Below are 25506 nucleotides of genomic sequence, written 5' to 3' on the forward strand. Positions count from 1 at the left end.
GAGAAGCGAAACAGAAACCGCAAAGCAGGAGCTAGAGGAAGCATACGAGACAGCGACAAGGGCTGAGAGTGATCTGAAGGAAGCACGCGAGGAAAATGAGCGTCTCAACCGGGAACTGCTTCAGGCAAAACAGGATGCAGAGCAGGCGTGGCAGGAACTGGAAAGGTTGAAACAGTCAGCAGAACAGATTCAGCCTGAGGTACGGCAGACCCGGCCGGAGAAAGAGGCAGCAGTGGCCGTGGAAACCATGGAAGCAGCCGAAGTGGTTGAGGAGCAGGATGCAGAATCCGCAGCGGCTGAGGTGACTGCTGTGAAGGAGCTGGTTGCATCCATTCTGCCAAAGACAGTAAAAACGCCGGAAGAACAGAAAAAGGCTGATGAAATGGCAAAACAGGCAGCGTTCAAGGCAGCTCTTGCTGCAGCAACGCATCCGAACAGGCATTTTATCCGTTAAGTAATACAATATGGGGGTGAAGGGTGTTGAAAGACAATCGGAACTCCCTTTCTTTTGGCCTGAAACCAAAACGGTCATTTGACCGTTTTGATCCTGATTTGCAGAGAAGCGGATCCAGCGAAATGACTCACTTTAATATGAGGAGGAGAATTTGAATTCACGTGTAGAAATCCTGGCTCCGGCCGGGTCAATGGAAAGCATGATGGCAGCGGTTCAGGCTGGTGCCGATGCGATATATATGGGTGGCAGCCGGTTCGGAGCCCGGGCTTATGCAGACAATCCGGAGGAAGACAGGTTCTTGGAAGCAATCGATTATGTGCATCTGCATGGCTGTCGTCTTTATATGACAGTCAATACGCTGGTGAAGGAAGAGGAACTGGACCAGCTTTATGACTTTTTAAAGCCATACTATGAGCGGGGGCTGGATGCGGTGATCGTGCAGGATCTTGGTGTGTGGAAGTTCATCCGGGAGCATTTTCCGGATCTTCCGATTCATGCGAGCACCCAGATGACTGTGACAGGATGGCGCAGTGCCCAGAGCTTAAAGGAGATGGGAGCGACCCGCGTGGTAACAGCGAGAGAGTTATCTCTCCAGGAGATCGCAGAGATCCGCGACCATGTGGATGTGGAAATTGAGAGCTTTGTGCATGGCGCATTGTGTTACTGCTACTCCGGGCAGTGTCTGCTTAGCAGCCTGATCGGCGGCCGCAGCGGTAACCGCGGACGTTGCGCACAGCCCTGCAGACTTCCTTATGATGTGCTGACAGCAGCCGGAAAGCCGGTTCAGAGTGCGGCAAAGCAGAGTTATGCGAAACTGACGGAAAGCATATACGAAACCGGAAAACAGAATGCCAGAAATCAGAACACAGGAAAAAAGAACAAAGGAAAGCACAGTCCGGACATGCAGGACAGAAATGCCCGGATGAAGGGAAAGCCGTATGCACAGCAGAAAGCAGCGGTGGGGGATGACCGCTATGTCTTAAGCCTGAAAGACCTCTGCACCCTGGATATTCTCCCGGATATCATTGAATCCGGTGTCTATTCCTTAAAGATTGAGGGCCGCATGAAGAGTCCACGTTACACTGCCGGTGTTGTGAGTATTTATCGCAAATATGTGGATTATTATCTGGAGCATGGACGGGACGGTTATAAGGTAGATCCGGCAGACCGCAGGATGCTCCTGGATCTCTTTGACCGCGGCGGCTTTACGGATGGTTACTATGTCCGGCATAATGGCCGCGAGATGGTGGCATTAAAAGAAAAACCGGCATTCCGGGAAGGAAATCAGGCGTTGTTTGACCGTCTGGACCGGGAATATGTGGAAAAGAAAAAGCAGGAGCCGTTATCCGGCCATGTAGTGGTAAAGGAAGGCGAACCGCTGAAGCTTTCCCTCTGGTGCAGTGAGCCGGGGCGTCTTCTGGAGGAAGCAGCAGCTCAGAACCCGTATGCGGAGGTGACTGGCGCAGAGGTTCAGACGGCCCAGAATCAGCCCATGGGAGAGGAAAAGCTGTTAAAGCAGTTAAACAAGACCGGAAATACCCCGTTCTATTTTGAAAACCTGACAGCAGAGATCGAAGGAAACTGTTTTGTGCCGGTTCAGGCGCTCAATGAGCTGCGCCGGGAGGCACTGGAGCAGATGGAAGAGAAGCTGCTGCAGCCATTCAGACGTACAGAAGGAACGGTAGAAAGCCAGGATGAAGGCGAAAATGAGCGGTCTGAGCAGCAGAGCGAGACTGGCAGTGTGGAAGCAGGCTCCTGTGGTCTTCACATTTCCATCGAGGAACCTTGCCTCTTACCCACCGCCATTGCCCACTCGGATGTCACCCGCATCTACCTGGATTCCTGCGGCTTTGGTCCGGAGACCTGGAAGGCAGCGGTACAGGCATGCCATGACAACGCAAAGCAGTGCAGCCTGATGCTGCCGCATATCTTCCGCACGGAGGCGGAGACTTATTTCCGCAAACATATAGATGCGCTGAAAGAGGCCGGCTTTGATGAGCTTGTGGTAAAATCCCTGGATGAGATCACGTTTTTAAGAGAAAACGGACTGGGGGATATTCCTCTGGTATCTGACGCGAACCTTTATGTTCTGAACCATCTGGCAAGAGAGCAGATGGAAGACCTTGGAATTTCCCGCATGACCCTTCCGCTGGAGTTAAACAGCCGGGAGCTGGAGACACTGGGCTGTGAGGAGATGGAACTTTATGTGTACGGTTATCTTCCGGCTATGGTGTCGGCCCAGTGCATCGTAAGGACTACAAAGGGCTGTACGAAACAGCCGGAGGTCTTAAAGATGAAGGACCGCACCGGAAAAGATCTTCCAGTGAAGAATCACTGCCGGTTCTGCTATAACACCATCTACAATCCAAGTCCTCTGTCCCTGCTCGGACAGGAGAAGCTGATCCAACGGCTGGCTCCTGGGGCGCTGCGTCTTGCGTTCACGCTGGAGACACCGGAGCAGATGAAAGCAGTGCTGGATGCCTTTGCGGATCAGTTCCTTCACGGGGAAGAAACCAGGGATCCGTTCAAAGATTTTACACGCGGCCATTTCAAGAGAGGCGTAGAATAAATATATATGGTAAATATTGTCATTGAAGTATCGAAATACCTGCTGATCCTGCTGATCGCTGCTTATACCTACTGGAATTTCAGTTATTTCCGGTTTCGGGATCCCTGGCAGCAGGGAAGAGTCTGTGTCCGGCAGAATGTGGCCATGTTCCTGCTGCATTTTGTGGCGTATGCGGTGCTGTTCTTAAAATCAGAGGACGAGAGGGTAATCCTGTTTTATCTGGCACAGGTAGTATTCCTGGCAGTTTATCTGGGACTTTATAAGGTGTTTTATCCACTGCGGTCCAGGCTTCTGGTCAACAATATGTGCATGCTTTTGTGCATCGGCTTTGTGATCCTGACCCGTCTGGATTTTGACAAGGCCCTCCGCCAGTTTGTGATTGTTGCCATATCGGCTCTGATCACCTGGATTATCCCGTTCATTCTGGAGCGGGTGTGGCAGCTGGCGAGCATTCCGTGGGTATACGGTTTTGCCGGTCTGGCGCTGCTGATCGTGGTATGTATCATCGGCAACAACAGCTTCGGCGCGCAGCTTTCCGTGAACATTGCGGGCATCGCGTTTCAGCCGTCGGAGTTTGTAAAAATCCTGTTTGTGTTCTTTACAGCCTGCATGTTTTACCGGGACACCGAGTTTAAGACAATTATAGAAACCACGGTGATGGCGGCGGCTTATGTGCTGGTGCTGGTGCTTTCCAAGGATCTGGGAAGCGCGCTGATCTTTTTTCTGACGTACCTGACCATGCTGTTTGTGGCAACCGGAAGTTATCTGTATCTGTTTTCCGGCCTGCTTTGCGGCAGCGGCGCGTCGGTGGTGGCATATCAACTCTTTGCCCATGTGCGCACCCGTGTGGCAGCCTGGAAAAATCCATGGGCGGACATTGATAACCGCGGTTACCAGATTACCCAGTCCCTCTTTGCCATCGGCACGGGCGGATGGTTCGGCATGGGCCTGTATCAGGGTATGCCTTATAAAATCCCGGTTGTGGAAAAGGACTTTGTATTCGCGGCAATTTCCGAGGAGCTTGGTGGGATATTTGCTCTCTGCGTGCTGCTCATCTGCCTGGGCTGTTTCTTACAGTTTGTGCTCCTGGCAGCGCGTATGCAGGCATTGTTTTATAAACTGATCGCCTTTGGTCTTGCCATGGTCTATGCGGTGCAGGTGTTTTTAACTGTGGGCGGTGTGACCAAATTCATTCCGTCTACCGGTGTGACTCTGCCGCTTGTCAGCTACGGAGGCAGTTCTGTTTTGAGTACATTTATTATTTTCGGAGTGATCCAGGGCCTGTACATTCTGAAGCAGAATGATGAGGAGGACTATGAAAAAGACATCGACTGATAAGAGTATTTTGTTTGTGACCTATATTATGGTAGGCCTGTTTGTTGGTCTGATGGGCTATTTCGGCTATTTTCTGCAGGTGCAGAGTGAGACGGTCATCAACAATTCCTATAATGCGCGTCTGGACAGCTTTTCTGACCGGATCATCCGCGGAGAGATTTTAAGCAATGACGGCACGGTACTGGCGAAGACCAATGTGGCAGAAGATGGGACAGAGGTGCGGGAATACCCGTATGGAAGCCTGTTTGCCCATGTGGTGGGCTATTCCGACCAGGGCAAGACCGGCCTGGAATCTCTGGCGAACTTTTATCTGTTAAGTTCCCACATGAATCTGGTAGAGCAGGCCGTCAACGAGTTATCCGATGTGAAAAATCTGGGAGACCAGGTGGTGACTACGCTGGATGTGGGGCTGCAGCAGGCGGCTTCCGACGCGCTGGGCGACCGCAGGGGCGCTGTCGTGGTGATGGAGCCGGATACAGGCAAGATCCTCGCCATGGTTTCCAAGCCGGGCTTTGACCCGAATCAGTTGAGCAGCCAGTGGGAGAGCCTGATCTCCGGGGACAATACTGAGGCACAGCTTCTCAATCGTGCTGCACAGGGGGTGTATCCGCCGGGATCAACCTTTAAGATCGTGACGCTTCTGGAATATATCCGGGAGCATCCGGATACCTGGGAGGGTTTTACCTTTGACTGTGACGGCAGCTATGAGGCCGGAGATTACAGGATTTCCTGTTATCATGGAAATGCCCACGGCCATCAGTCGCTTTTGCAGGCATTTGCGAATTCCTGCAATGGCGCTTTTGCAAGCCTCGGTCTTACCATGGATCTTGGGCAGATGCAGAATACCTGCGGAGAATTGTTGTTTAATAAAGATCTTCCGGTGTCTCTGGCATATAGCAAGAGCTCCTATGCCATGGGACCCGGGGCTTCAGACTGGGAACGGCTGCAGACCGCTATCGGCCAGGGAAACACCCAGATGACACCGCTGCACAACGCTATGATCACAGCGGCCATAGCGAATGGCGGTACGCTGATGAAACCATATCTGATCGATCACGTGGAATCTGCGGCGGGAGAAGAAGTAAAGAAATATCTGCCTTCCGCTTACGGAAATCTCATGACTGCGCAGGAGGCTTCCACGCTCTCTATGTTTATGCGGAGCGTTGTGACGGATGGAACCGGTTCCGGCGTCCGTACCGATGCCTATTCCGTAGCCGGAAAGACTGGATCTGCGGAGTTTGAGACCGGAAAAGAAACGCATGCGTGGTTTACCGGGTTTGCCCCGGCAGAAGATCCGAAACTGGTAGTCACGGTACTGGTGGAGGAGGCCGGATCGGGTGGTCATGTGGCTGCACCGATCGCAAAAAGTATTTTTGATACCTATTTTTCAAGATGAAAATGGTGATATAACGCTACACAAAGTTTTTAGGAGTGACAAAGGAGGAATCGCATGTTTCATGCAAAGGAGTATGTGAAGGCGGAAAGCCTGGAACAGGCATATGAGCTGAACCAGAAGAGAAGCAACGTTCTGGTAGGCGGTATGATGTGGCTGAAAATGAGCAGCGGGAACCGGAATACGGTGATTGACTTAAGTGGTCTGGGTCTGGATCAGATCGAGGAGACAGAAGATGAATTCAGAATTGGCTGTATGTGCAGCCTGCGGCAATTAGAGCTTCATAAAGGCTTAAATCAGTACTTTGACGGCGCGTTTCGTGAGTGCACCCGCTGGATCGTCGGAACTCAGTTCCGCAACGGCGCGACTGTGGGAGGCAGTGTTTTCGGCCGATTCGGCTTTTCTGATATTCTTACCTGCATGATGGTTCTGGACAGCTATGTAGAGCTTTACAAGGGCGGAACCGTATCTCTGGAAGAATTTGCGAAGATGAAGTACAGCCGGGATATTCTGGTGCGCGTCATCATCAAAAAGGATGGCAGAAAAGCAGCCTATGTCAGCCAGCGACGTTCCAAAACAGATTTTCCGCTGATTGCCGTCGCAGCGGCAAAGAAGGATGACATGTGGTATATTTCCGTTGGCGCGAGACCGTCTAAGGCGGCACTGGTAACACGTCCGGTCCAGACCGGATGTGAGCTTTCCGCGCAGGCAGAGGAAGCAGTCAGCATGTTCTCATTTGGAGACAACCTGCGGGGCAGCGCGGATTACCGGAAGTCTCTGGCGGAAATTTATGTGAGAAGGCTCATGGAGCAGTTAAGTGGGGAGGAGGCATAGCATGAAGATCAGACTGATATTAAACGGAAAAAAAATCGAAGCTGAGATCAAGGCAGATACCCTGCTTCTGGATCTGGTCCGGGAAAAGGGCTGCTACAGTGTAAAGCGTGGCTGCGAAACTTCAAACTGCGGACTCTGCACGGTATGGCTGGATGGAAAGCCGGTGCTTTCCTGCTCTGTTCTTGCGGCCAGAGCCGACGGACATGAGGTTACAACTCTGGAGGGCCTTCAGAAAGAGTCAGAGGAATTTGCTGATTTTCTGGCAAGAGAAGGCGCAGACCAGTGCGGCTTCTGCAGTCCTGGTCTCATTATGAATGTACTGGCTATGGAACGGGAACTGGTAAAACCGACTATGGAAGAGGTGTGTGAGTATCTGGCAGGAAATCTCTGCCGGTGTACCGGATACGCCGGCCAGCTCCGCGCCCTGGAAAAATATTTAAACCGGAAGAAGGAGGCGTAAACCATGGAAGCGAAGAATAGATATGTAGGCATGTCTGTGATCAAGAAAGACGCAAAGGCACTCCTCGCCGGAAAACCGCTTTACACCGATGATATCGCTCCGAAGGATTGTCTTATCGTGAAGCTTCTGCGCAGCCCTCATGCACATGCGCTGATTGAGGAGATCGACCTTTCCAGAGCATTAAAGGTAGAGGGGATTGAGACGATCCTGACGTATCAGGACTGTTCCCAGAAGCGTTTTACCATGGCGGGCCAGACCTACCCGGAGCCAAGCCCGTATGACCGCCTGATCCTGGACCAGAGAGTCCGTTTTGTGGGTGATGCAGTGGCAATTGTGGCCGGTGAGACGGAAGAAGCTGTAGATAAGGCTCTGCGTCTTATCAAAGTAAAGTACCAGGTGCTGGAGCCGGTGCTCGACTTCCACACCGCTAAAGATAACCCGATCCTGGTACATCCGGAGGACAGCTGGAAGAGTCTGTGCCCGGTTGGCGCCGACAATAAACGCAACCTCTGTGCCTCTGCACAGGACAGCAATGGTGATGTGGATGCGATCCTGGCAGACTGTGCCCATGTTATTGACCGCACGTATCATGTGAAAGCGAATCAGCAGGCAATGATGGAGACCTTCCGGACCTTTACCTCCATGGACGCTTATGGACGTTTAAACGTGACATCCTCCACGCAGATCCCGTTCCATGTGCGCCGTATCGTAGCTCACGCGCTGGATATCCCGAAGTCTAAGGTCCGTGTGCTCAAGCCGAGGATCGGCGGCGGATTTGGTGCAAAGCAGACGGTGGTTACGGAGGTTTACCCGGCGCTGGTAACCTGGAAGACAGGAAAACCGGCCAAGCTGGTCTACACCCGCTATGAATCCCAGATCGCTTCTTCCCCGCGTCACGAGATGGAGGTACATGTGCGCCTGGGTGCGGATGAAAATGGAATTTTTCAGGCCATTGATCTGTATACATTGTCCAATACCGGAGCATTCGGTGAGCATGGCCCGACTACCGTAGGTCTGTCCGGCCATAAGTCTATTCCGATTTATTCCACGCCGAAGGCTTACCGGTTCTGCTATGATGTTGTTTATACGAATACCATGTCAGCAGGTGCGTACCGCGGTTATGGCGCGACCCAGGGTGTGTTTGCGCTGGAGTCCGCAGTCAACGAGCTGGCACGGGAACTTCAGATGGATCCGACCGTGATCCGTGAGAAAAATATGGTACACGAGGGCGATCTGATGCCGGCTTACTACGGCGAAACCGCCAACAGCTGTGCTCTGGACCGCTGCATGGCAAGAGCAAAGGAGCTGATGCACTGGGATGAAAAATATCCGTGCCGCGACATGGGTAACGGAAAAGTCCGTTCGGTAGGCGTTGCCATGTGCATGCAGGGCTCCTCCATTTCCGGTGTGGATGTGGGCTCCATTACCTTAAAGCTGAACGATGACGGCTTTTATACCATGATGATCGGTGCGTCAGATATGGGTACCGGCTGTGACACCACGCTGGCCCAGATCGCGGCAGACGTGCTGGGCTGTGATCTGGAAAACATTGTGTCCCATGGTGTGGATACAGATGTTTCTCCGTATGATTCCGGTTCCTATGCGTCCAGTACCGCTTACTTAACCGGTATGGCTGCCGTGAAGGCATCCAACTCCATGATCCGCCTGATCACCGAGAAGGGAGCGGAGTATCTGGAGAAGACACCGGAAGAGGTGGATTTTGACGGTGAGCAGGTATTTGCAAAGGACGGTTCGGCTTCCATCAGCTTAAAGGATATCGGAAACCGCGCCATGGCAAATAACGGGAAGGCCCTTGAGGTGACCGAAAGCCATTCCTCACCGGTATCTCCGCCTCCGTTCATGGTTGGTATGGCTGAGATTGAGATGGATCAGGAAACCTGTGATTTTGAGCTGGTCAACTATGTGGCTGTGGTAGACTGCGGAACCCCGATCAACCCGGCAATTGCCCGGGTACAGACGGAGGGAGGTCTTGGACAGGGCATCGGCATGGCAATGTTTGAGGATGTGACCCGTTCCGAAAAGGGCCAGGTGTATGAGAATTCCTTCATGCAGTACAAGCTTCCGACCCGCGTGGATGTGGGAAATATCCGGGTTGAATTTGAAAGCAGCTACGAGCCGACCGGTCCGTTTGGTGTTAAATCCATCGGTGAGGTTGTCATCAATACGCCGTCTCCTGCAATTGCAGCGGCCGTGGCAAATGCCACCGGCGTGCAGATCCGGGAGCTGCCGATTACTCCGGAGAAAATCTTTAAAGAACTGCACAAATAAAGTTTATGGAAGTAACAGAATAAGAAACTTGCAACTTACCCGAAATAGAGGTATACTTAAACCAGTCTGTGTGACACACCAAAGCTGTGCTTATTGCACGGTACAACAGGAGGAATTGCAATGATAGAAGCAACGAGCTGTGGAGGTGTGGTTATATTTCGCGGCAAGATCCTGGTCCTTTATAAGAATTACAAGAACAAATACGAGGGCTGGGTCCTTCCAAAGGGAACTGTAGAAGCAGGGGAGGAGTACAAAGAAACGGCTCTTCGGGAAGTAAAAGAAGAGACCGGCGTGAGCGCTTCCATTATTAAATATATCGGAAAGAGCTCCTATTCCTTCAATACGCCGCAGGATATGGTGGAAAAAGACGTACACTGGTATCTGATGATGGCGGACAGCTATTACAGTAAACCACAACGGGAAGAGCATTTTGTGGATTCCGGTTATTACAAGTTTTATGAGGCATACCACCTTCTGAAGTTCTCGAATGAGAAGCAGATTCTGGAAAAGGCCTACAACGAGTACCGGGATTTAAAAAAAGCGAACCTCTGGGGCAGCAAGAAGTATTTTTAAGATTTTGCAGAGCAACTGAAACAGTATGTAAGAACAGGGAATCCAGTGGATTCTCTGTTTTTATGCCCGGTGTTAAAAATGGGAATAAAAAAGAGAAGGAGTTTTGAGTGCATGAAGTATGATGTGATTATTGTGGGCGCAGGCCCGGGGGGTATTTACTCTGCGTATGAGCTTACAAAGAAGTGCGGCGGCAAAAAAATCGCGGTTTTTGATTCCGGCTACACCTTAAAGAAGCGTCACTGCCCGATTGACGGTGATAAGATCAAAGCCTGCATCAAATGTAAATCCTGCTCCATTATGAGCGGATTCGGCGGAGCGGGCGCATTCTCCGATGGTAAATACAACATTACCAATGATTTTGGCGGCACTCTGTACGAATACATTGGCAAAAAGGCAGCTACTGAGCTTATGGAATACGTGGATGAGATCAACATGGCTCACGGAGGTGAAGGTACCAGGATGTACTCTACCGCAGGAACCAGTTTAAAGAAGGTCTGCATCCAGAACCGCCTGAAGCTGTTAGATGCATCCGTGCGTCATCTGGGAACCGATATCAATCTGGTTGTGCTGGGACAGCTTTATGATGAGTTAAAGGAACTGGTGGATTTCTACTTTGAATCTCCGGTTACCCATATTGAGAGCCTCGAGGACGGAACCTACCGGGTATGGGTGGGGGAGACCTCCTATGACTGTGAGAAATGTATTGTTTCCGTAGGAAGAAGCGGAAGCAAATGGATGGAGAAGATCTGTAAGGAGCTTGAGATTCCGACCAAGTCCAACCGTGTGGATCTGGGCGTTCGCGTGGAGCTTCCGGCGGTACTGTTCTCCCATCTGACGGATGAGCTTTACGAGAGTAAGATCGTATACCGCACCGAGAAGTTTGAGGATAATGTGCGTACTTTCTGTATGAACCCGCGCGGCATCGTGGTAAATGAGAATACCAACGGCATCGTGACCGTAAATGGCCACAGCTATGAGGATCCGGCCAAACAGACAGAGTGCACTAACTTCGCGCTGCTGGTGTCCAAGCATTTCTCTGAACCGTTTAAGGACAGTAACGGCTACGGTGAGAGCATCGCCCGTCTTTCCAACATGCTGGGCGGCGGTGTCATCGTACAGCGTTTCGGTGATCTGGTACGCGGAAGACGAAGCACCCAGAAACGTATCGAGGAAAACATGTTCATGCCGACTCTTTCCGCAACTCCGGGCGACTTAAGCCTGGTGTTGCCGAAACGTATTCTGGACGGCATTATTGAAATGATCTACGCCCTGGATAAGATCGCGCCTGGTACTGCCAATGACGATACCCTGCTGTACGGCGTGGAGGTCAAATTCTACAACATGGAAGTAGATGTAGACGAGAATCTGGAGAGCCGCCATAAAGGCCTTTACATTATTGGTGATGGCAGCGGCGTGACCCATTCCCTGTCCCACGCATCCGCAAGTGGTGTGTATGTAGCGAGAAAGATCGCGGAAACATTATAGAGAATGACATCTGCACAGATGTCCGGCAAACGTGTATAAGGAGATATGCCATGAAATCATCGAATGAACTGCGCACGATGCTGCGTGCCATTGATCATAAAAGCTATCCGTCCTACAGGTCCCTGGCAGGGGAGTACCGATTCGGAACCTATGTGCTGGTGATCGACCATGTGCAGGGGGATCCGTTTGCATCCCCATCCGCGCTGCATCTGGAAATTTCCTGGAAGCAGTCAGGCTTTCCGGAAGAATTGCGGGATCAGGATTGTAAGCGCATTGCACTGCAGGATCATCTGACGAGACTGTTTTTCTCCCAGACAGAGCGGTTCAGCTTTCGGGCAAAGGGCTCCGGCAAGAGTGGTCTGATCTCCATCAGCCGGTGTGGGCAGGAGGTTTTGGAGCGAAGCGCCTGTGAGATCAGCCGCGACACCATTACTGTGCGCTTTCATGTGGGCTTTCCGGCCTTTGGAAGAACCATTGACGCGGGTGGACTGGAAAAGATCCTCTTTGATTTTCTGCCAAAAGCAGCGGAAAAGAGCTTCTTCGCAAAAAATCTGGACCGAAAGTCTTTGCAGGCAGCGGTATGGCTGGCTGAAGACCAGACTGAGCTGCGTCGTCGGATGCGGGAGCGAAATGTAGTGGCCTTTGTGGCAAACGGCTCTATTCTGCCGAGAAAAAGCGGTGTTTCTGACCAGCCTATGAAGGACAGTATTCCCTTTATTTCCCCGAAGACGATGGAGCAGAGCTTTGTTCTGCCCCATCACGGAGAGATTCGTGGCATGGCGGTTCCTGCAGGCATCACGCTGATCGTGGGCGGCGGCTATCATGGAAAATCGACGCTGCTTTCCGCGCTGCAGATGGGCGTGTACGACCACGTTGCAGGAGACGGACGGGAATTTGTCCTGGCGGATGAGACCGCGGTGAAACTGCGGGCCGAGGAAGGCCGTTCCATCCGGAATACCGATATCTCCATGTTCATCAATGACCTGCCAAACGGCAAGAACACGAAAAGCTTTTCCACGCCGGACGCCAGCGGAAGCACTTCCCAGGCGGCGGGCGTGTTGGAAGGCATTGAGGCTGGAAGCCGGCTGTTTTTGATTGATGAAGATACCTCCGCCACTAACTTTATGGTGCGGGATGATTTCATGCAGCAGGTCATCAGCCGGGAGAAAGAGCCGATCACGCCATTTCTGGAGCGGGCAGGAGATCTGTATGAGAAAGCCGGCGTGTCCACGATCCTGGTAGCAGGAAGCTCCGGAGCTTTCTTCTACATTGCGGACCATATCATTCAGATGGACTGCTATAAGCCGGTGGAAATTACGGAGCGGGTGAAAGCACTTTGTAAAGAGCATCAGGCACCAGAAACGCAGGCACCGGGCTTTGCAGTTCCGTCATTTGCAAAAGTGTATGCAGCGGGAAAATCTGAAAATGCTAAAGTGAAAACCTTCGGCCGTGATTCCTTCTCCATCGACCGGGAGACGGTGGATCTGCGCTATGTGGAGCAGATGGCGGATTTTGAACAGACCTCTGCTCTGGCCTATTTGACCCGTTACGCTCTGGAGCAGCTGGCCGACGGACGAAAGACTCTGCGGCAGCTTGCGGCGGAATTGCAAAAGCGGATGGAGACAAAGGGCTGGGACGGTCTGACGGGCTCCTATGTGCCCTGCGGGCTGGCAAAGCCGAGAATTCAGGAGATTTTTGCGGCATTGGATCGTTACCGGGGATAAGAATGCAGGCTTCCATTCTGTCTGGTGGATGTGTCAGAAGAGAATGGGGCATAGTAAGGCTGTCAACGGTGGCTGGAAATAAAAGCGATTCAGCAGGACCTTGCGTTTCCTGCGGTCAGGAGGACCACATGAATACAGAAAAGAAACAATCTGATTATGAAGAACTGATGCAGTATCTGGAAGAAGCCCAGGCCTACGAGACGGCGTTGATCCTCTTTGAGTGGGATGAGGAGACACTGGCTCCGGAGAAGGCGGGAAGCCGCACGGCACGGATGCAGGGCGTATTGTCTTCGTCTTACCAGCGCATTATGATGAGTGACCGGGTGAAGGAACTTGTGGACAAGTGCCTGCAGGAACTGACGGAAACAGAAGGTATTGCGCCGGATGGAACGCAAAACAGAGCAGAAAAACCTGCACTGGAGACCCCGGACGGGGAACTTACGGAAGAAGGCATCCGCTACGCCATTCTGAAGGCCGCAAAGCGCACCATCGAGGAGGTGTCCTGCATTCCGCCGGAGGAGTACCGGGCGTATCAGGAACTGACATCGAAATCTACGCGTATCTGGACAAAGGCGCGTCAGGAAAATGATTTTGCTTCCTTCGCCCCGGTTTTAAAAGAAATCATTGAGTACCAGAAAAAGTTTGCGTCCTATCGCCAGAAGGATGGCCAGAGGCTTTACGATGTGATGCTGGATTCCTTTGAACCGGGCTTTACCATGGAGAAGCTGGATGAATTTTTCAACATGTTAAAAAGGCATATCGTGCCGCTGTTAAAGCAGGTGATGGAAAGCTCTGTCCGCATTCAGGATGATTTTCTGGATGGAGACTATTCTGAGGAGAAGCAGCGGCAGCTGGCAGAATATCTGGCAAAGTATGTGGGCTTTGATTTTTCCAGTGGAGTCCTTGCGGTCAGTGCCCATCCGTTTACCACGAACCTGCATAACCGGGATGTGCGCATTACCACTCATTACAAATCCAGAGTGGATTCCTCCGCATTTTCCGTGATCCACGAGAGTGGCCATGCCATTTATGAATTTGGAATTGATGACCGGTTAAGCCAGACTCCGGCCGGACAGGGAACCTCTATGGGCATGCATGAGTCCCAGTCCCGGTTTTTTGAGAATATCATTGGCCGCAGCGAGGCGTTCTGGATCCCGGTATACGGAAAACTGAAGGAGCTTTTCCCGGAGCAGCTAAAAGGCGTTGGAAGAGAAATGTTTGTCCGCGCTATCAACAAGGTACAGCCCGGTTTGATCCGCACCGAGGCAGATGAGCTGACCTACAGCCTTCATGTGCTGGTGCGCTATGAACTGGAGAAAAGGCTGATTGAGGAAGACCTGGATGTGAATGAGCTTCCAAAGCTCTGGGCTGACAAATATGAGGAATACCTGGGAATCCGCCCGGAAACTGACGCGCAGGGCGTGCTTCAGGACATCCACTGGGCCCAGGGGTCCTTCGGCTACTTCCCGTCCTACGCGTTAGGCAGTGCCTTTGGTGCGCAGATGCTCTTCCAGATGAAAAAGGAGATGGATTTTGACCGTCTGCTGGAGGAAGGAAAGCTGGATGTGATCCGGGAGTATTTGAGAAAGCATGTACACCGCTACGGAAAGATGAAGGACAGCCGGGAAATTTTAAAGGATATGACCGGGGAGGATTTTAACCCCAAATATTATGTGGAATATCTGGAGGAGAAGTACAGGAGGCTGTATGCAGTATAAAAATCAGGGAACAGCTGACGAGTAAGAGAGTATAAAGTATATTGAGATATCAATGGGAAGCAGAAGCAGGTAGAACGATGTCTGTGAATCAGAAACTGGAAAATCTCTTAAACCTTTCCCTGGACACCACTGCTAAAGAACGGAGCCGCTCTGCGGAGCTGGAGACCGGCTATAACCCGGAAGAACAAACCTGGGAGCTGATCGTAAAATACTCCGGGAGCCTGGATGCGGCACGGGAGCTTGGCGCTGCGGTGGAGGAGATGCGTAACGAGTACGCGATCCTGACCGTGAAGGAAAGCCTGATCCCGTACATCAGCGCACTTCCGCAAATTGAATACATTGAAAAACCAAAGAGGCTGTTCTTTGCCGTTGACCAGGCAAAGACAGCCTCTTGTGTGAATCTGCTGCAGGAGGCATCGCCATATTTGAGCGGAAAAGGAGTGCTTGTAGCCATTGTCGATTCCGGGATTGATTATTTTCATGAGGTATTCCGGAAGGAAGATGGCACAACCCGGATTCTTGAGCTATGGGACCAGACGCAGAATCGGATTTATACGGAAGGTGAGATCAATCGCGCGCTGGAGGAGGGCAGCCGGGAGGCAGCCCGGAACATTGTGCCATCTGTGGATGCGAGCGGACACGGGACGGCAGTGGCGGGGATTGCGGTGGGAGACAGCAGAGGGAATACAGTTGGAAAGACTGCTGCTGGCGGCGAACGGAGCACCGCTTTTTCAGTCAGCACCGCATCCGGCATGTACCGCGGCATCGCCTGCGAGAGTGAGCTTTTGGTGGTGAAGCTTGGCACCGCCCGCCCGGAGAGCTTTCCGAGGACCACAGAGCTTATGAGGGCAGTCAATTATGCAGTTTCCTTCGCGGCAGAGCGTTTTCTTCCTCTGGTCATCAACATCAGCTTTGGAAATACCTACGGCTCACATGACGGGACCAGTCTGCTGGAAACCTTTCTGGATGATATTGGAAACTATGGCAGAACAACGATTCTGGTGGGGACCGGAAATGAGGGAGCATCAAGCGGTCATACCTCCGGGACGCTGCAGATGCGAAGAACGGAGAACGTGGAGTTTACAGTATCTCCCTATGAAAGCAGCTTCAGTATCCAGCTCTGGAAATCCTACAGTGATCAGTTTACGGTTAGTCTTCAGGCGCCATCCGGGGAGATGTTTGGTCCATTTTCAGAGGAACCCGGCACTGCCAGATTCCGTTACCGCAAAACACAGATTCTCCTGTATTACGGGGAACCGGGGCCCTACAGCACAGCCCAGGAGCTGTATTTTGATTTTATCCCGGATGAGGGCAGTTATGTGGAGGAAGGAATCTGGAGCTTTTATTTAAGTCCGGTCAGTCTGATAAGCGGCCGGTACGATTTCTGGCTTCCGTCTGCCGGAATTTTGAATACGTCGACCCGTTTTCTGCGGCCGACGCCGGATACCACCTTGACGATTCCGTCCACAGCCTCTAAGGTGATTACCATTGGAGCCTATAACAGCAGGTATCATTCCTATGCGGATTTTTCCGGCCGGGGATTTACCCGCCTGACGAACCAGATAAAGCCGGATCTTGCCGCGCCAGGCGTAAATATCATGGCTCCGGCAGCAAACGGCGGATACCAGTCTGTTACCGGAACCTCTTTCGCAACACCGGTGGCTTCCGGAGCAGCAGCGCTTCTCATGCAGTGGGGGATTGTAAACGGAAATGATCCGTTTTTGTATGGGGAGAAGGTAAAAGCATATCTGAGAAGAGGAGCAAAGAAACTTCCGGGGATTTCGGAGTATCCGAATCCGATGGTGGGGTATGGGGCACTGTGCGTGCGGGACAGTCTGCCGGAGTGAACGAAGGCGGCCGTGATTTTACCGGATACCAGCGAGGACACTTTTCACGAAGCCAGGACCATGCTATACTCTAAATCAGGAATAAAGAAAAGGACGAAAGAGACATGAAACAACTTGATTTTGAACATGGTACAGTGACCGGAAATATCCTCGGAGCTGCGGTTCCTATGCTGGTGGCGCAGATTTTAAATCTGCTCTACAACATTGTGGACCGCATTTATATTGCACGTATCCCCAAAGTGGGAACAGCAGCGCTGGGAGCAGTGGGACTCTGCTTTCCACTGATCGTGATCATCACGGCATTTTCGAATCTGTACGGAAGCGGAGGCGCACCGCTGTTTTCTATTTACAGGGGGAAAAAGGAAACACGGGCAGCGAATGATATTATGAATACGTCATTTTCCATGCTCTGCCTGACAGGAGTGATCCTGATGGTAGTTGGCATGCTGCTGATCCGGCCGATCCTGATATTATTCGGAGCGTCAGAGGGAGCACTGGCATATGCCTGTCCGTATATGATGCTTTATCTGATCGGTACGCTGCCCTCTATGATCGCGGTGGGTATGAATCCATTTATCAATGCCCAGGGCTATTCCCTGACCGGCATGCTTTCCGTTGCGATCGGTGCGGCGGCCAACCTGGTTCTGGATCCGCTGTTTATCTTTGTTCTGGGCTTTGGTGTGCGTGGAGCAGCTATCGCAACGGTTATTTCCCAGTTTTTGTCAGCGGCCTTTGTACTGCATTTTCTTTCCGGAAAAGCGGAGCTGAAGGTGCGCTTCCTGCGCAGGACGGAACTTGCAGGATCCGTCAGTTACGCGAAAGAGATCGTCAGTCTCGGTACGGCGGGTTTTATCATGCAACTGACCAACAGTCTGGTGACGATCTGCTGCAACCATGTGCTTTCTGCTACAGGTGGTGATATTTATATTTCAGTCATGACTATTGTATCCAGTGTGCGCCAGCTGGTGGAAACTCCGATTTCAGCGATCAATGACGGATCTTCTCCGATTTTAAGCTACAATTATGGAGCGCGCCGTCCGGCCCGGGTGCGGAAAGCGGGCGTGGTGATGGGACTTCTGATCCTGGGCTATACAGCGGTAATGTGGAGCGTTATCATTCTGGCACCTGGAGCGCTGATCCGGGTGTTCAGTTCTGATGCCCTTCTGCTGCAGGACGCGGTTCCGGCCCTGAAACAATATTTTGCGGCATTTATTTTCATGGATCTGCAGTATATGGGACAGACCACGTTTAAATCACTGAACAAAAAGGCCTATGCGATCTTTTTCTCATTGCTTCGAAAGGTGTTTATTGTGGTTCCGCTGACTTATTTCATGCCATATGCGCTGCATATGGGAACTGCTGGTGTATTTCTGGCAGAACCGGTCTCAAATGTGATCGGCGGCAGCCTGTGCTTTATCACCATGCTCTGCACGGTATTGCCTGAATTAAAACGAATGGAGTAGACAAAAACTATGAAAAAGAACGCTGCAAAAAAACTGACTTATGTAAGCCGTGCGTGCATGACGGTTCTGACTACAGTGCTGATCGTATTATTTTTCTGTATCATGTCTCTGGTGGGGAAAATTCAGGGGACAGCAAGGGTGGTAAACTACGCCGGTCTGGTGCGCGGCACGACGCAGCGCATAGTCAAGCTGGAAAACATGCAAAGTCCGCAGGATGAGATGCTTGAGGAGGTGGAGTCGATCATAATCGGACTCCGCTATGGAAGTGATGATCTAAACCTGGTCCGTCTGGATGATTCCGCATTCCAGGATAAGATGCAGGAGCTGGAGGATTATTTTGAAACCCTGAAAGTGGAAATACAGCTTGTTCGGGAAAATGGCTATGAAAACACGCAGATCATTGAAAAGAGTGAGCAGTTCTTCCGGATCTGTGATGAGGCTACCGGACTTGCGGAGGCCTATTCCCAGAGAAAGGCAACGGCACTGAATCAGCTTGAGCAGGTGGTCTTCGCGGATATCGCAGGACTTCTGATCCTGATTGCCATGGAAATATTTAAGGCACTGCGCTATGCGGCCCAGAACCGCATTCTGCAGAAAAAGGTTTATCTGGATGAGGCCACGGGGCTTCCGAATAAAAATAAGTGTGAGGAAATTCTGGACAATGATACATTTCTGGAAGATGGGGAAACGGTTGCAGTCTGTGTGTTTGATTTAAACAATCTGCGTATCATCAATAATAATCTCGGCCATGAGAAGGGAGACGAATATATCCGTTCCTTTGCGGTGCAGCTGCGCGGGGCTATGCCGGCGGAGCATTTTGTAGGACGCGACGGAGGGGATGAGTTTCTGGCCGTGATCCGCGGACTGGAGCGGGAGGCGGTGGAAGCCTGCCTTTCCCAGGTACGGAGCCAGACAGCGGAGTATTCTGCCGATCATCCGGAGATGCCCATCAGCTATGCGGCTGGTTATGCGATTTCATCGGATTTTGAATCCTGCAGCATGCGGGATCTGTTCCGGCAGGCCGATAAGAATATGTATGTCGATAAGAACCGCGCCAAGATGCTGGAAGCGGCGGAAAAGCAGAATGAAAATATCCGGCTGCTGGATACAGTCAAACAGCAGGGCTATTCGTTTTCGGACTGCCTGTACTGCGATGCATTGCTCGACCAGTACCGGGTGCTGCGTGCAGATTCCGAGTTTTTTCTGGCGGAAGACGGCAGCTACTCCGGTGCAGTGGAGCAGATCGTGCAGGAACTGGCCCAGGGAGCGGAACGCGGACCATTGCGCCGGAAGCTGCAGCCGGAGGCGCTGAACCAGGTGCTGACCAGTACGCGGAAAAAGCTGGACTTTCCGTATCAGTATACGGACGGCGAAAAGGTGCGCAGAGGCCGCATGACGTTGCTTTTCTTAAACAATACGGAAGATGGACGGCTGCATCATTTTATCTTTGGTTTTGAGCCGTTCCATGACAAAAATCAGGTGTCAGCCAATGAGAAGGTCCAGCTGACCCGGTATTATGAGCAGATGAAGCAGTCCATTCTGGAAAATGGAAATTATGTGGATGCTCTGGTGGATGCGGCTGAGGCGGTCTATACGGTGGACTTAACACATGATCGTCTGGAAAAAATCTTTTTTCCGTCCGGCAGCAATAAATTTAGGATTTCGCAGCAGGCACCCTGCTCTTACAACGAATATTGTGCATCCAGAATTGTGCTGGTCACAGAGGATACCATGGAGAATTACCGCATTGTGGATTCTTCGGAAAAACTTCTGGAGCGTTTTCAGAATGGCGCTAAGCAGGTTACGGTGGAGTATCAGGAAAACGGAGCGAACGGGAAACCGGAGTGGCTGCAGAAGACAGTGCTGATGTCGCAGGATACACTGTACGATGAAAAAGTGGGACGGGAGATGACCGTGGTGCACGGGATTATCCTCTTTAAAAATACATCTGTTTTCCATGAGAAGGAGCAGAAGGAAAAGGAGCGCCTGAAGGTGGCCTACGAGGAGGCAGACCTGGCAAGTAAGGCAAAAACGGAGTTCTTAAACCGTATGAGCCATGATATCAAGACACCGATCAATGGCGTGATGGGTATGCTGGAGATCATCCGACGGAACATGGATGACCGGGAACGGGTCGAGGAATGTCTTGGAAAGATCCAGCTGTCCACCAGACATCTGCTGGAGCTGGTCAATGATGTGCTGGACATGGGGCGCATTGAGACAACACAGGAAAAAGGAAGGATGGAAGCCTTTGATCTGGAACAGCTCATGACCGAGACTTCCTCTCTGGTGGAAGCCCAGCTGGCGGAAACCGGAATCCGGCATTACCGGCACAGGGAAGGAATCCGGCATACAGATCTGACCGGAAACCCGCTGCATCTGCGCCAGATCATGATCAATCTTCTGAGCAATGCAATCAAATACAATAAGCCGGGCGGAAGGATTGATACCTATGCGAAGGAGCTTTCCTGCGATGGAAAGCAGGCTTTTTATGAGTTTGGGATTACGGACACCGGCATTGGCATGCAGAAAGAATTTGTAAAAAATAAGCTGTTTCAGCCCTTTACACAGGAACAGGCAGACGCCAGAACCCAGTACAAGGGAAGCGGTCTTGGCATGTCGATTGTCAAGGGCCTGATCGAAAGTATGAATGGTTCTATTCAGGTGGAAAGCGTGCCGGGAGAGGGAACGACCTTCACATTTCAGCTTCCTTTTCTTCTCGATGATACGGCTTGCAGCAATCGGAAGAGGGAGCAGACGGCAGAGACTGATGCAGCCGGAATGAAGATCCTGGTGGTGGAGGACAACGAAATTAATATGGAAATTGCCGAATTTTATCTGACGGAAGCAGGGGCGAAAACGGAAAAATCATGGAATGGAGCCGAGGCAGTTCAGAAATTTGCGGAATCCGAAACAGGAAGTTTTGATGTGATTCTGATGGATGTTATGATGCCGGTCATGGACGGCCTGGAGGCAACTAGAAGAATCCGTGCGCTGGAGCATCCGGATGCAGGGACGGTCACGATTCTTGCTATGACAGCCCAGTCTTCTGCCGACAGCATTCACCAGTGTGAGCAGGCTGGAATGAACGGCTATATCGCAAAGCCGGTGGAGGCAGCAGAGCTGATAAAGATTCTGTCAGAAAAATGTCCAAAAGGGTGCAAAAACTAAAATGAAATTCTGACGAAAATCTTAAATATGGAAACTTTTGTGAGATATGGTTGCATTACAGGGGAAAACATGATATAAGTGTATTAAGATAATTAATACACTTATACAGGAAGGAGACGCATCAGGGACATGATTCATCTGGACTATAAAGACAGCCGACCGATTTATGAACAGGTGGCAGACCGTTTAAAGGAGCTGATGATCCTCGGTGTTCTGGAAGAGGACGGCCAGATGCCTTCTGTCCGATCTCTGGCAACGGAATTGTCCATCAACCCCAACACCATACAGCGGGCTTATGCGGAACTGGAACGGAATGGCTTCATCTATTCAGTCAAGGGACGGGGAAGCTTTGTGGGAAGCATCAGCAGACTCCGGGAGCAGAAACGCCGGGAGCTGGAAGAGAAGGTAGCAGGTCTTGCGGTGGAGGCAAAAAGTCTTGGTATGGACAAAACAGCATTCGTCCGCATGGCGGAGGAACAGTTTGGAGGAGAGAAAACAGTATGATAGAGGCAACCAATCTCACAAAAAAATTTGACGATATCCTTGCGGTGGATCATATCAATGCGCAGATCCGGGAAGGCAGCGTCTTTGGTCTCATTGGAACCAACGGAGCCGGAAAGAGTACGTTTTTGCGGATGGCGGCAGGTGTGCTGAAGCCGGACGAGGGAAGCATCACGATAGACGGAATGGATGTATATGAAAATGAGGCGGCAAAACGGAAATTTTTCTATATTTCCGACGACCAGTATTTCTTCGGCAATGCGACACCGGGGGATATGATGAACTATTACCGTATTGTTTATCCGGAGTTTGACGAAAAACGCTTTGACTCTCTGTTAAAGAGCTTCGGACTTCAGAAAAACCGCAAGATCAATACCTTTTCCAAGGGCATGAAAAAGCAGGTTTCCATCCTGTGCGGTATCTGCGCAGGGACAGAGTATCTGTTCTGCGATGAGACCTTTGATGGCCTGGACCCGGTTATGCGCCAGGCGGTCAAGAGCATTTTTGCGAATGACATGGAAGAACGGAAGCTGACCCCCATCATTGCATCCCACAATCTGCGGGAGCTGGAAGACATCTGCGATCATGTCGGCCTTCTGCACAAGGGTGGTATTCTCTTAAGCCGTGACCTGGATGAGATGAAGATGAATCTCCACAAGGTTCAGTGCGTACTAAAAGAGGGCATGCAGCCGGAGCATATTACCGGTCTTGACATTTTGAAGACGGAGCGGCGCGGAAAGCTTCTGACCCTTACGGTACGAGGCAGTTTAAATCAGGTGGAATTTGTTATGCAGCAGGCGGATCCGGTATTTTATGAAACTATTCCGCTGTCCTTAGAGGAGATTTTTATCAGTGAAACGGAGGTAGTCGGTTATGACGTCAAAAAACTTATTTTTTAAGCTGATGCGGGAGGACTGGAAAAACCGCCTCTGGGCGCCGGCCCTCATTACTCTGGCAAGCTTTTTCGCTTATCCGGTTTTTCTGGCTTTTATGGCAGGAAAGGCTTACCGGGACTGGAACACAGCTGCGGAAGCCTTCCACTGGTTCTCGGAACAGTCCATAAGATGGATCTCTTTTGAAAACGGTGTGGCAGTCTTTTTCGTAGTGGTGGTTTCTCTGGTCTGCGGACTCAGCAGCTTCTACTATTTAACCTCCGGAAAGCGTGTGGATTTTTATCATAGCATACCGGTACGGCGGGAGACCCTGTTCCTGGTCCACTATGCAGACGGCATCCTGATGCCGGCCATTCCGTACGCACTTGCACTTGCTGCTTCTGTGATCGTGTGCGCGGCAAACGGTGTGAGCACGGATGCTCTGTGCACAACAGCTGTAAGTGCCTATATACTGCACATGATCTACTACATCCTTTGTTACACAACCGTGGTGATCGCGTCCCTGATGACCGGTCATCTTGTGATCGGCTTTTTTGGCAGCATGGTGCTGATGTTTTATATGCCGATCGCAGCCAGCCTGTTTGAATCCTTTTTTGAAAGCTTTTTTCTGTCCTATTATTATCCGGGTGACGATTCTGTGTTTGAAAATCTGATCCGAATTTCCCCGGTCATGGAGTATGCTCATACGGTATCGCTCTACGCAGATCAGAAGCCGGTGGTTATGGTGGCGGCTGTAGCGCTGATCGTGTCGCTGATCCTGATAGCGGCAGCAGTCTTCCTTTACAAAAAGCGCCCGTCGGAGGCGGCAGGAAAGGCTATGGCCTTTGCAGTGAGCCAGCCGGTCATCCGAGTGCTCATCACGGTGGTGGCAGGTCTTGGCATAGGGGATTTTTTCTGGTCCCTGCAGCACTCCAACGGCTGGATGGTTTTTGGTGCGGTCTGCGGAAGCCTGATTTCGCACTGTGTGATCGAAAGCATTTATCATTTTGACTTTAGAAAACTGTTTTCCCATAAGGAGCAGCTTGCCTTCAGCACCCTTGCGGCACTGGCAATTCTGTTTTCATTCCGGTTCGATGTATTCGGATATGACACCTACCTTCCGTCTGCAGATAAGGTTGCGTATGCATCTGTGGATATTGGCAGGCTAAATGACTGGGTTTCCTATGGAAGATTAGTGGAAGATCAGGAAATATATGGACAGCGGGTGCTTTATAGCTATGAGTTCATGCCATCGGAAATCTATATGGCGCAGCATATGAAAAGCACCGATGTGAATACCATTCTGAATATTGCCGCAGCCGGTATTGAGGAGAACCGTCTCCGCAAGAACGAGTGGGATCAGCGTGGGACAGGAGAAAACGCAGTGGCCTATGAAATGGCTGAGGTGACGGCAGCTCCGGCAGAGACATCTGATGAGAGTGAAACCGCGCGCTATACCACGGCAACCGTTACCTATACCTTAAAGAGCGGACGCAGGGTCATCCGCAATTACAGCATCAACATGACAAAGAGCTATGAGCTGATCAAGAAGCTCTCTCAGGATGAGGAATACCAGAAAGCAGCATATCCGCTTCTTGCGGCAGATGCAGATACCTTTGTTAACGTGCGTTACCGCCAGAGCCGTTCCAAGGGAGACCAGAGCCTGAAGAATCTCACAGCCGAGGAGCGGAATGAAGTGTTTTCTGCATATCGGCAGGAGTTTTCTGCCATGACCCTGGAGCAAATGAAGGAGGAGATGCCTGTAGGGCTGATCCGCTTTACCACAGAGACCGATGAAAAGGCGATTGCATGGTGGAATAACCCGGATCTTGACACTGTGAGCAGCCGGAATTACTATTACGGTGCAGATGTGCGGGATCAGGATTTTTATCCGGTGTATCCGTCCTTTGTCAGGACCATCCGGCTGCTTGGGCAGTATGGTGTTTCTGTGAAGGATGAACCACTTTCAGATAAGATTGTTTCGGTGACCGTGAGCGGTTATGCGCCAAATTCAGATTCTTACCAGATGGTTACGTTTACGGATCCGGAAGAGATCAAAGCCCTTGGCGATATCACACGCAATGAGCGGCTGCTCTACTATGATCCCATGTACGAGAAGGATGATCTTACGGTAGCAGTAACGGTATCGGATAAAACAGGAAAAGCAGAACAGGAAGATGATATGGAAAATACATACAGCAGCTTTTTCAGAAAAGGAGAGGTTCCTCAGATCGTAAAAGACAGGATGGGATTCTGATAAAAATAAAGACAGGATATGCGCGGAAAGGAAGGATTTCCGTGTATATCCTGTCTTAAATTATGCATAATCATGAAGTCTACATGAGGTTTGCGTCCGGCATGTTTTTCTGCTCCTCGATCAGATCGGCGAGGGTTGTGTTATCTACCACGTTGTCGATGGCATCTTTTAACTGCTGCCAGATTGTTAATGTGGTGCAGCGGCCGGCATGTTCACAGTGGTTGATGTCTTCATCCAGGCAGGAGACCGGAGCAAGGCTTCCTTCGGCAGCGCGCAGGATCATGCCGACTGTATATTCCTCCGGCTTTCTGGTAAGCATATAGCCGCCCTGTGCGCCGCGGATACTCCGGACATAGCCGGCTTTGTGAAGAAGTGAAACGATCTGTTCCAGATATTTATCGGAAATGCCCTGGCGTGCGGCCACCTGGCTGATCTTGGTACACTGGTCCGGATTCAGGCCAAACTCGATCATCATGCGCAGTGCATAGCGTCCCTTGGTTGATACTCTCATGGTTATCCCTCCTCACAGGATATTGTACAGGAAAAAGTCATGAATGTAAA

General features: G+C 51.2%; 18 protein-coding genes. 17 read left to right on the forward strand and 1 reads right to left on the reverse strand.

Going from position 1 to position 25506, the window contains the following annotated elements; genetic code table 11:
• The 17 genes from DW819_RS15790 to DW819_RS06195 all read left to right on the forward strand — a co-directional run.
• Positions 1 to 454, forward strand: a 454-nt coding sequence (locus tag DW819_RS15790; protein WP_207665297.1) for a hypothetical protein, incomplete at its 5' end; no start/stop codon positions are given.
• A gap of 190 nt (positions 455 to 644) precedes the next feature.
• Positions 645 to 3023 (forward strand): DUF3656 domain-containing protein, encoded by a 2379-nt coding sequence (locus tag DW819_RS06120; RefSeq protein WP_347560175.1) that lies wholly within the window; start codon positions 645 to 647, stop codon positions 3021 to 3023.
• Between the two features lie 6 nt (positions 3024 to 3029).
• Entirely contained in the window at positions 3030 to 4358 is a 1329-nt protein-coding gene (locus DW819_RS06125) for an FtsW/RodA/SpoVE family cell cycle protein (protein ID WP_118732523.1), read from the forward strand.
• On the forward strand, positions 4339 to 5754 hold the full coding sequence (locus DW819_RS06130) for a penicillin-binding transpeptidase domain-containing protein (RefSeq protein ID WP_243025634.1): 1416 nt from the start codon (positions 4339 to 4341) through the stop codon (positions 5752 to 5754). The genes DW819_RS06125 and DW819_RS06130 overlap by 20 nt, the downstream gene beginning before the upstream one ends.
• Before the next feature lie 54 nt (positions 5755 to 5808).
• Positions 5809 to 6585 carry an FAD binding domain-containing protein gene (locus DW819_RS06135; RefSeq protein ID WP_118732525.1) on the forward strand — a complete coding sequence of 259 codons (777 nt, stop codon included), beginning with the start codon at positions 5809 to 5811 and terminating at the stop codon, positions 6583 to 6585.
• 1 nt (position 6586) lies between these two features.
• Positions 6587 to 7045, forward strand: a complete 459-nt coding sequence (locus DW819_RS06140) for a 2Fe-2S iron-sulfur cluster-binding protein (RefSeq protein ID WP_118732526.1) — start codon at positions 6587 to 6589, stop codon at positions 7043 to 7045.
• Positions 7046 to 7048: 3 nt separating this feature from the next.
• Positions 7049 to 9334 (forward strand): molybdopterin cofactor-binding domain-containing protein, encoded by a 2286-nt coding sequence (locus DW819_RS06145; RefSeq protein WP_118732527.1) that lies wholly within the window; start codon positions 7049 to 7051, stop codon positions 9332 to 9334.
• 120 nt (positions 9335 to 9454) lie between these two features.
• Positions 9455 to 9907 (forward strand): NUDIX hydrolase, encoded by a 453-nt coding sequence (locus DW819_RS06150; protein WP_118533268.1) that lies wholly within the window; start codon positions 9455 to 9457, stop codon positions 9905 to 9907.
• 111 nt (positions 9908 to 10018) lie between these two features.
• On the forward strand, positions 10019 to 11392 hold the full coding sequence (locus tag DW819_RS06155) for an FAD-dependent protein (RefSeq protein WP_118732528.1): 1374 nt from the start codon (positions 10019 to 10021) through the stop codon (positions 11390 to 11392).
• Between the two features lie 50 nt (positions 11393 to 11442).
• Positions 11443 to 13116, forward strand: coding sequence for an ABC-ATPase domain-containing protein (locus tag DW819_RS06160; protein WP_118732529.1), 1674 nt, complete (start codon positions 11443 to 11445; stop codon positions 13114 to 13116).
• Between the two features lie 128 nt (positions 13117 to 13244).
• Positions 13245 to 14834 carry a carboxypeptidase M32 gene (locus DW819_RS06165; RefSeq protein WP_118732560.1) on the forward strand — a complete coding sequence of 530 codons (1590 nt, stop codon included), beginning with the start codon at positions 13245 to 13247 and terminating at the stop codon, positions 14832 to 14834.
• 77 nt (positions 14835 to 14911) lie between these two features.
• The gene (locus tag DW819_RS06170) at positions 14912 to 16681 is read left to right on the forward strand and encodes a S8 family peptidase (RefSeq protein ID WP_118732530.1); all 1770 of its coding nucleotides are present in this window, start codon (positions 14912 to 14914) and stop codon (positions 16679 to 16681) included.
• A gap of 104 nt (positions 16682 to 16785) precedes the next feature.
• Positions 16786 to 18144: an MATE family efflux transporter gene (locus DW819_RS06175; RefSeq protein WP_118732531.1), complete on the forward strand. Its 1359-nt coding sequence runs from the start codon at positions 16786 to 16788 to the stop codon at positions 18142 to 18144.
• Between the two features lie 9 nt (positions 18145 to 18153).
• On the forward strand, positions 18154 to 21315 hold the full coding sequence (locus DW819_RS06180; protein ID WP_118732532.1) for an ATP-binding protein: 3162 nt from the start codon (positions 18154 to 18156) through the stop codon (positions 21313 to 21315).
• 129 nt (positions 21316 to 21444) lie between these two features.
• Entirely contained in the window at positions 21445 to 21819 is a 375-nt protein-coding gene (locus DW819_RS06185; protein WP_118732533.1) for a GntR family transcriptional regulator, read from the forward strand.
• Positions 21816 to 22715, forward strand: coding sequence for an ABC transporter ATP-binding protein (locus tag DW819_RS06190; RefSeq protein WP_118732534.1), 900 nt, complete (start codon positions 21816 to 21818; stop codon positions 22713 to 22715). The genes DW819_RS06185 and DW819_RS06190 overlap by 4 nt, the downstream gene beginning before the upstream one ends.
• Entirely contained in the window at positions 22690 to 24945 is a 2256-nt protein-coding gene (locus DW819_RS06195) for a DUF6449 domain-containing protein (protein ID WP_118732535.1), read from the forward strand. Before DW819_RS06190 ends, DW819_RS06195 begins: the two co-directional genes overlap by 26 nt.
• Before the next feature lie 79 nt (positions 24946 to 25024).
• Here the strand turns inward: DW819_RS06195 and DW819_RS06200 are convergent, their stop codons facing one another.
• Positions 25025 to 25456, reverse strand: coding sequence for an Rrf2 family transcriptional regulator (locus DW819_RS06200; RefSeq protein ID WP_118732536.1), 432 nt, complete (start codon positions 25454 to 25456; stop codon positions 25025 to 25027).
• Positions 25457 to 25506: the final 50 nt, after the last annotated feature.

The organism is Clostridium sp. AM33-3, assembly GCF_003480315.1.
Taxonomy (GTDB): Bacteria; Bacillota; Clostridia; order Lachnospirales; family Lachnospiraceae; genus Brotaphodocola.